This window comes from uncultured Rhodospira sp., from assembly GCF_937138205.1.
In the GTDB taxonomy this organism is placed as follows: Bacteria; Pseudomonadota; Alphaproteobacteria; order Rhodospirillales; family Rhodospirillaceae; genus Rhodospira.
The window spans coordinates 123,412-129,473 of sequence record NZ_CAKZOT010000045.1; the positions used below are offsets into that span (position 1 = coordinate 123,412).

At 66.7% G+C, this 6,062-nt stretch carries 5 protein-coding genes; 4 read left to right on the top strand and 1 reads right to left on the bottom strand.

Going from position 1 to position 6,062, the window contains the following annotated elements; translation table 11 throughout:
- Positions 1-7 precede the first annotated feature (7 nt).
- The 3 genes from Q0309_RS05735 (at position 8) to acs (ending at position 3,237) form a co-directional block, all read left to right on the top strand.
- The gene (locus Q0309_RS05735; RefSeq protein ID WP_299438376.1) at positions 8-598 is read left to right on the top strand and encodes a DUF2937 family protein; all 591 of its coding nucleotides are present in this window, start codon (positions 8-10) and stop codon (positions 596-598) included.
- Positions 599-644: 46 nt separating this feature from the next.
- Entirely contained in the window at positions 645-1,004 is a 360-nt protein-coding gene (locus tag Q0309_RS05740) for a helix-turn-helix transcriptional regulator (RefSeq protein ID WP_299438379.1), read from the top strand.
- Between the two features lie 292 nt (positions 1,005-1,296).
- Positions 1,297-3,237 (top strand): acetate--CoA ligase, encoded by a 1,941-nt coding sequence (gene acs, locus Q0309_RS05745; RefSeq protein WP_299438381.1) that lies wholly within the window; start codon positions 1,297-1,299, stop codon positions 3,235-3,237.
- Between the two features lie 113 nt (positions 3,238-3,350).
- Here acs and Q0309_RS05750 read toward each other — a convergent pair whose 3' ends face one another.
- Positions 3,351-4,460 carry a hypothetical protein gene (locus Q0309_RS05750; protein WP_299438383.1) on the bottom strand — a complete coding sequence of 370 codons (1,110 nt, stop codon included), beginning with the start codon at positions 4,458-4,460 and terminating at the stop codon, positions 3,351-3,353.
- A 546-nt stretch (positions 4,461-5,006) separates the two neighbouring features.
- On the opposite strand from Q0309_RS05750, the gene Q0309_RS05755 reads away from it, so the two are divergent.
- Positions 5,007-5,207, top strand: a complete 201-nt coding sequence (locus tag Q0309_RS05755; protein WP_299438385.1) for a hypothetical protein — start codon at positions 5,007-5,009, stop codon at positions 5,205-5,207.
- Positions 5,208-6,062: the final 855 nt, after the last annotated feature.

Sequence of the window (6,062 nt, forward strand, 5' to 3'; positions counted from 1 at the left end):
GGGGACGATGCCAGTGGGCTGGGCACTGCGCAAGCTGGATTCCCTGGGCGGGGCCGCCGTCGCGGCCGTCGGCGGCGGCGCGGCGTCGCAATGGCGCGCGTACCTGCAGCAGTACCTGCAGCGCCTGGGCGGTCACGCGGACGAGGCCCGGCTGAGCCTGGAGGGCACGAAGGCCCATGTGGCCGAGATCGTCGACGTGGTCGACCCGGCGCAGAAGGCCGTTCTGTCCGAGATGCTGCGCACCGGCGAGGCCCGTGTGTCGGAGCTGACCGAGGCGTTGCGGGCCATCGCCGAGGCCGGTCCCGTCCTGCAGCCCGTGGCCTTCCTGCGCCACATGGACCCGGCCATTGCCCGCGCCACGCTCGACGGCTTCCAGCCGGCGCTGCCGCTCGACGCGACGTCGCTCATCTGGGCCGGTGCCGGCATCGTGCTGACGCTGGTGGCGTATGAACTGGTCAAGGGGATCCTGTGGACCCCCGTGGCGGTGACCAAGGGCATGGCCCGCAAACGCCGCCGCCGCCCCGCCCGCGATGGCCGCGATGCGCGCAAGAACACCCGCCGCCGCGCCGCGCCCGAGCGCGTCGAGCCGAGGCTGTGACGGGGGTGGGCTTGACAACGGTGTCGCGATCAGTGACACGCGAAAAATGAAACGGATGTTGGAGTCGATGGAGGACGCCCAGGACCGTCTGGCCCTGACAACGGCTGAGGAGCGCGAGGCGCGCCTGGGAAAGGCGGCGGCGCGCGCCAACCACCTGCCGGTCGATCTGGTCACCCGCCTGATGGCCGGCGAGCACCCGGCCCGGATCTGGCGCGAACGGCGCGGTCTGTCGGTGCAGGCCCTGGCGGACGCATCCGGCGTGGCGCGCAGCTATCTGATGGAGATCGAGGCGGGCAAGAAGCCTGGTTCGGTGGCCGCATACCGCCGATTGGCGGCGGCGCTGGAGGTCTCGGTCGATGAGCTACTGCCGCCCGAAGCCGAAGGCTCCAAGACCAGGACACCCTAACGTTTGGCGTGTCGTCTGCCTTGCCCGGACTGGATCGTTTTCCTGCGCGGCGGGTTGACCATACTGCCGCTGCCCGTGACGCGGGACACCGGCGGCTGGCGCCCTTGAACAAAATGCGGCTAAAATTGTTCCGCCAAACCGGTTTGCAGGCGCGGAGTTCTGCACTAATGTGCGGCCCGCCGATGTCGCCGCGCCGCCGTGACCGGTGGGAGGCTGGTTGCGCGCGAGCCAAGAGCAAACATCCGCTACTCGACCCAAGGTCGGGATCCCGGGAACGAGGAGGAAGTTGCCCATGTCCGAAGTCCATGTCTTTCCGGTGCCGGAAGCCACCGCAGCCAGCGCGCATATCGATGCCGCCAAGTACAAGGAGATGTATCAGCGGTCGATCTCCGATCCGGAAGGGTTCTGGGGCGAGCACGGCAAGCGCATTGACTGGATCAAGCCCTACACCCAGGTCAAGGACGTCTCCTACGACCCGCACGACGTGCACATCCGCTGGTTCCATGACGGCACCCTGAACGTCTCGGCCAACTGCCTGGACCGGCACCTGGCCACGCGCGGCGACCAGACCGCCATCATCTGGGAAGGCGACGATCCGTCGAAGGACGCCAAGATCACCTACCGCGATCTTTACGAGCGCGTCTGCCGCCTCGGCAATGCCATGCGCGACTTGGGCGTCAAGAAGGGCGATCGGGTGTGCATCTACATGCCGATGATCCCGGAGGCCGCCGTCGCCATGCTGGCGTGCGCGCGCATCGGCGCCGTCCACTCCATCGTGTTCGGCGGCTTCTCCCCCGACAGCCTAGCCAACCGCATTCAGGATTCGGAATGCTGCATGGTCATCACCGCCGACGAGGGCGTGCGCGGCGGCCGCAAGGTACCGCTGAAGGCCAACACCGACAAGGCCCTGGAATCCTGCCCGTCGGTCAAGCATGTGGTGGTGGTCAAGGCGACCGGGGCCGACGTTCCGGTGGTGCAGGGCCGCGACCATTGGTACGAGGCCGTCACTGGCAGCCAGCCGGCGGAGTGCCCGCCGGAGGAAATGAACGCCGAGGACCCGCTGTTCATCCTCTACACCTCCGGATCGACCGGCAAGCCGAAGGGCGTGCTGCACACCTCGGGCGGCTATCTCGTCCATGCCGCGATGACGCATGAGTACGTCTTCGACTACAAGGACGGTGAAATCTACTGGTGCACCGCCGACGTTGGCTGGGTCACCGGCCACAGCTACATCGTCTATGGGCCGCTGGCCAACGGGGCCACCACCCTGATGTTCGAGGGCGTGCCGAACTACCCGACCACCTCGCGCTTCTGGGAGGTCGTGGACAAGCACAAGGTCAACATCTTCTACACCGCGCCCACCGCCATCCGCGCGCTGATGCGCGACGGCGAGGAGCCGGTCAAGAAGACCAGCCGCCAATCCCTGCGCATCCTCGGGTCCGTCGGCGAGCCGATCAACCCGGAAGCCTGGATGTGGTTCTACAATGTGGTGGGCGAGGGCCGCTGCCCGATCGTCGACACGTGGTGGCAGACCGAGACCGGCGGCATTCTCATCACCCCGCTGCCGGGGGCCATCGACCTGAAGCCCGGCTCCGCCACGCTGCCGTTCTTCGGTGTCTGCCCGGTGGTGGTCGACAACGAAGGCAAGGAGCTGGAGGGCGCGACCGAGGGCAACCTGTGCATCGCGCAGAGCTGGCCCGGGCAGATGCGCACCGTCTACGGCGACCACGAGCGCTTCGTGCAGACCTACTTCACGACCTACAAGGGCTACTACTTCACCGGGGACGGCTGCCGCCGCGACGAGGACGGCTACTACTGGATCACCGGCCGCGTCGACGACGTGATCAATGTTTCCGGCCACCGCATGGGCACCGCCGAGGTGGAAAGCGCCCTGGTGGCCCACCCGAAGGTCTCCGAGGCGGCCGTTGTGGGCTTCCCGCACGACATCAAGGGCCAGGGCATCTATGCCTATGTCACCCTGGTGGCTGGCGAGAAAGAGACCGAGGAGCTGCGCAAGGAGCTGGTCAAGTGGGTGCGCCAGGAGATCGGCCCCATCGCCAGCCCGGACATCATCCAGTGGGCGCCGGGCCTGCCCAAGACCCGCTCCGGCAAGATCATGCGCCGCATCCTGCGCAAGATCGCCGAGAACGACTTCGGCAGCCTGGGGGATACCTCGACCCTGGCCGATCCGGGCGTGGTCGATGACCTGATCGAGAACCGGCCGGAGGGCTGATCCGGGCATCCGGTCGGCTGAGACTCACGACGGCGGGGCGGCCTTGCGGTGGCCCCGCCGTTGTTCTGTCGGGCTGCGGGTCGCGCGCGATGAGCGCGCCGCGCCGGCCGTCGCTACCGCAGCAGAACGTGGACTTCCGGGTATTGCGCCGACGGACTGGTCGTCGCCGACAGGCCGATGCGGTTGGGGTCGACGCCCATCCCCTGCAGCGAGCGCACGACCCGCTCGGCGTACAGCCGGGCCTGGGCCGTGTTGGGCGTCGCCTGGCCGACGGCGTTCAGCGCCGGGCCGACCGCCACCACCTGGAAGCTGGCATTGGGGTAGCGCGACAGGGCGTTGTTGACCGCCTCGTACAGCGCCGTCTCATAGTCGACCGACCCACGGTCGAACCGCACCATGACCAGCGGCTGCCCGCCGGCGGCGAACCCGCCCGGCCCCTGCAGGCCGGAGGCGGCAAAACCCTGGGCGTTGGGATTGCCCAGGATAGGGCGGTTGGCGAAGCTGGTGCCGTAGAGCTGGCCGTTCTTGATGGCCAGGGCGAGGGCGCTCAGGTTCTGTTTTTCGTTGCTGACGTACTGCTGCTGGCGGGCAACATCCTGCGACAGTTCCTTCAGCAGGCGTTCGATCAGCACGACCGTCTGCTGGGTCTCGTCTTCCAGAACACGCAGTTGGCGGTGGTCCTCGTCGACCGCGCCGGACAGCGAGAACGCGGCGCGCACCGAATCCAGCAGATAGTTGGCCATCGCTGAATTGGTGGTGATCTGCGCCGACAACTGGTTCATCAGGATGATGTCGTCGTTGATGGTGTTGAGCTGGGCCTGCGCCTGTTCCCAGCGGTTCATCAACACCGGGTTGCCGGGAGTCGTGCCCACCTGCAGGCGGGCGTTCATGCCGGCGACATTCTCGTGATAGGCCTGCGAATCCTGGATCGTCTTGTTGCGGATGTTCTGCAGCTGCTCATTCTGGTTCCGGATGGCGGTCTGCAGCGCGCCAAGCTCTTGGCGGAACCCAACGATCTTCTGACCGACAAAGGTCCCGGTGGGCGCTCCGGGGGTCACGCCGGACGGCTCGAAGTAGGTCGACCCCAACTCCGGAGGCTGGTTGCCGGCGTAGGTGGAGGACGAAGGCCCGCTCAGGGATGGAAACGGGGAGCCGACGGAGTCACATCCGGCCAGGGCCAGCACCGCCGCCACAAGGACCAGTCGAGGCTTCCGAAAGGGCATAAGCGAGACCTTTTCGCGTCTATTCATTGTCGTTTGGCGACCGCCACAGGTCAGTCGCGTGTTGGCCTGACGTCACAATCCAAGGGCCCTCTTCCACCGGGTTCACCGAACCCCGTGGCGGCTGCCTGCGTGGTCAAACACCGACCCCCGAACCCCGGCGAATGACCAGATGGATGCCGCTGATCCGTCTCAGTTGCCCGCGCCGTGCCGATGGGACATGGACCGTGCGTTTGCCGCAATTCACCGCCGGATGCGGGATTTGTACTCGGCGCGCGGAGTGTACGTAAAGGGTTGAAACGGAACAAGCCGCTTTTCTCGGCACAGTGTGGCCACAGATGGGCGCGTCTGGCACCCGATGCGGTCTGACCTGAACCGGCCGACCGTGCCGTAGGGGGTTCCCCCCGAGGGGCCAGTCCCTATACTTGACAGAGGCACACCCGGGCTCGACCGGGCGATGGTCCCGGCGTGGGGACCGGGGTGGCGCACCGCTGACACTCACCACTTTGACAGGGGCGCGCGGTGACGAGGGCCGCGCGATGACGCACCATGAAGACCCGTGACCTGTGCGAGACCCGATGGGAATGGACCCGCGACCAGGTTTTGTCGACCTGGCCTCGGGTCTCCGAATCCGACGTGGACGCCGTGGAAGGGGACTACGAGGGGCTGGTCTCCCTGTTGAGCGAGGAATATGGGTACGGCTGGGACGAGGCGGCCGACCGCCTCGACGAGATGGCCAACAGTTCCTAGTCCGACAGAGCCGCACAAGCGCGCGTTCGGCCGAGGCCAGACTGGGGCGCCCGGGCCGGACCGGCGCGAAGACGGTGGGTGTGCCGCCGGGCACACGATGTCGGACCGGGTAGGCAAAAAACTGCTTGCGTTGGCGGCGCGTTCCCCCTAAAAAAGAGGGTCCTGGCCGGTCAGGCCACAGCCCTCCCGCGACCCCTTTTTGCCCGACGTTCGGTTCGTTCGGTCGGAGCGGGGTTTCTGTCCCCCGGCCGCGCGCCGGGTGGTTGGGCGAGGGGGTTGCTGTTTGATACAGTATTGAAGACACCTCATGGTGCGCGGCGGGGCGAGGGTGTGCTCTGTGGGCGGGCGCGGTCAGTGGTTTGACCGCATTTGACCGCACAACGGCCTGTCTGTAGCCGCGAGGGTGGGGTGCTTCGGCCCGGGTTCGGCCGGGTCGAAAAAAACTGAAAAAAGCTGTTGACCGGGTTGGTGTGTGTGAGTAGAACCCGGGCTCCCGACGCGACGGGGCGGGCCGAGAGGGGCGCGCGACGCGGTGTCGGGGGATCAGACTTGAAAGATCAGACAGGGGACGGGCGACCCGGGGTGCTGGGCCGAGAGAGGCGCGCACCGCAGGAAAGTTTGTTCCGGGGCTGATTGGGCCGGGTGTTCCGGCAGCGGATTTTGGCGGATCGGATGGTCCGGTTCGCGGCTTGGCGAGCCAGCTTTGTTGGTTTGCTGTTTGACCAACGGACTTTGTCCGTTTGCTGTTTGACCGGCCAACTCTGTTGGCCATGCTGTTTGACCAACGGACTTTGTCCGTTTGCTCTTTGACATTGTAGATGTGACGAAAGAGATGCGCGGGCGGCGGTTTCGGTC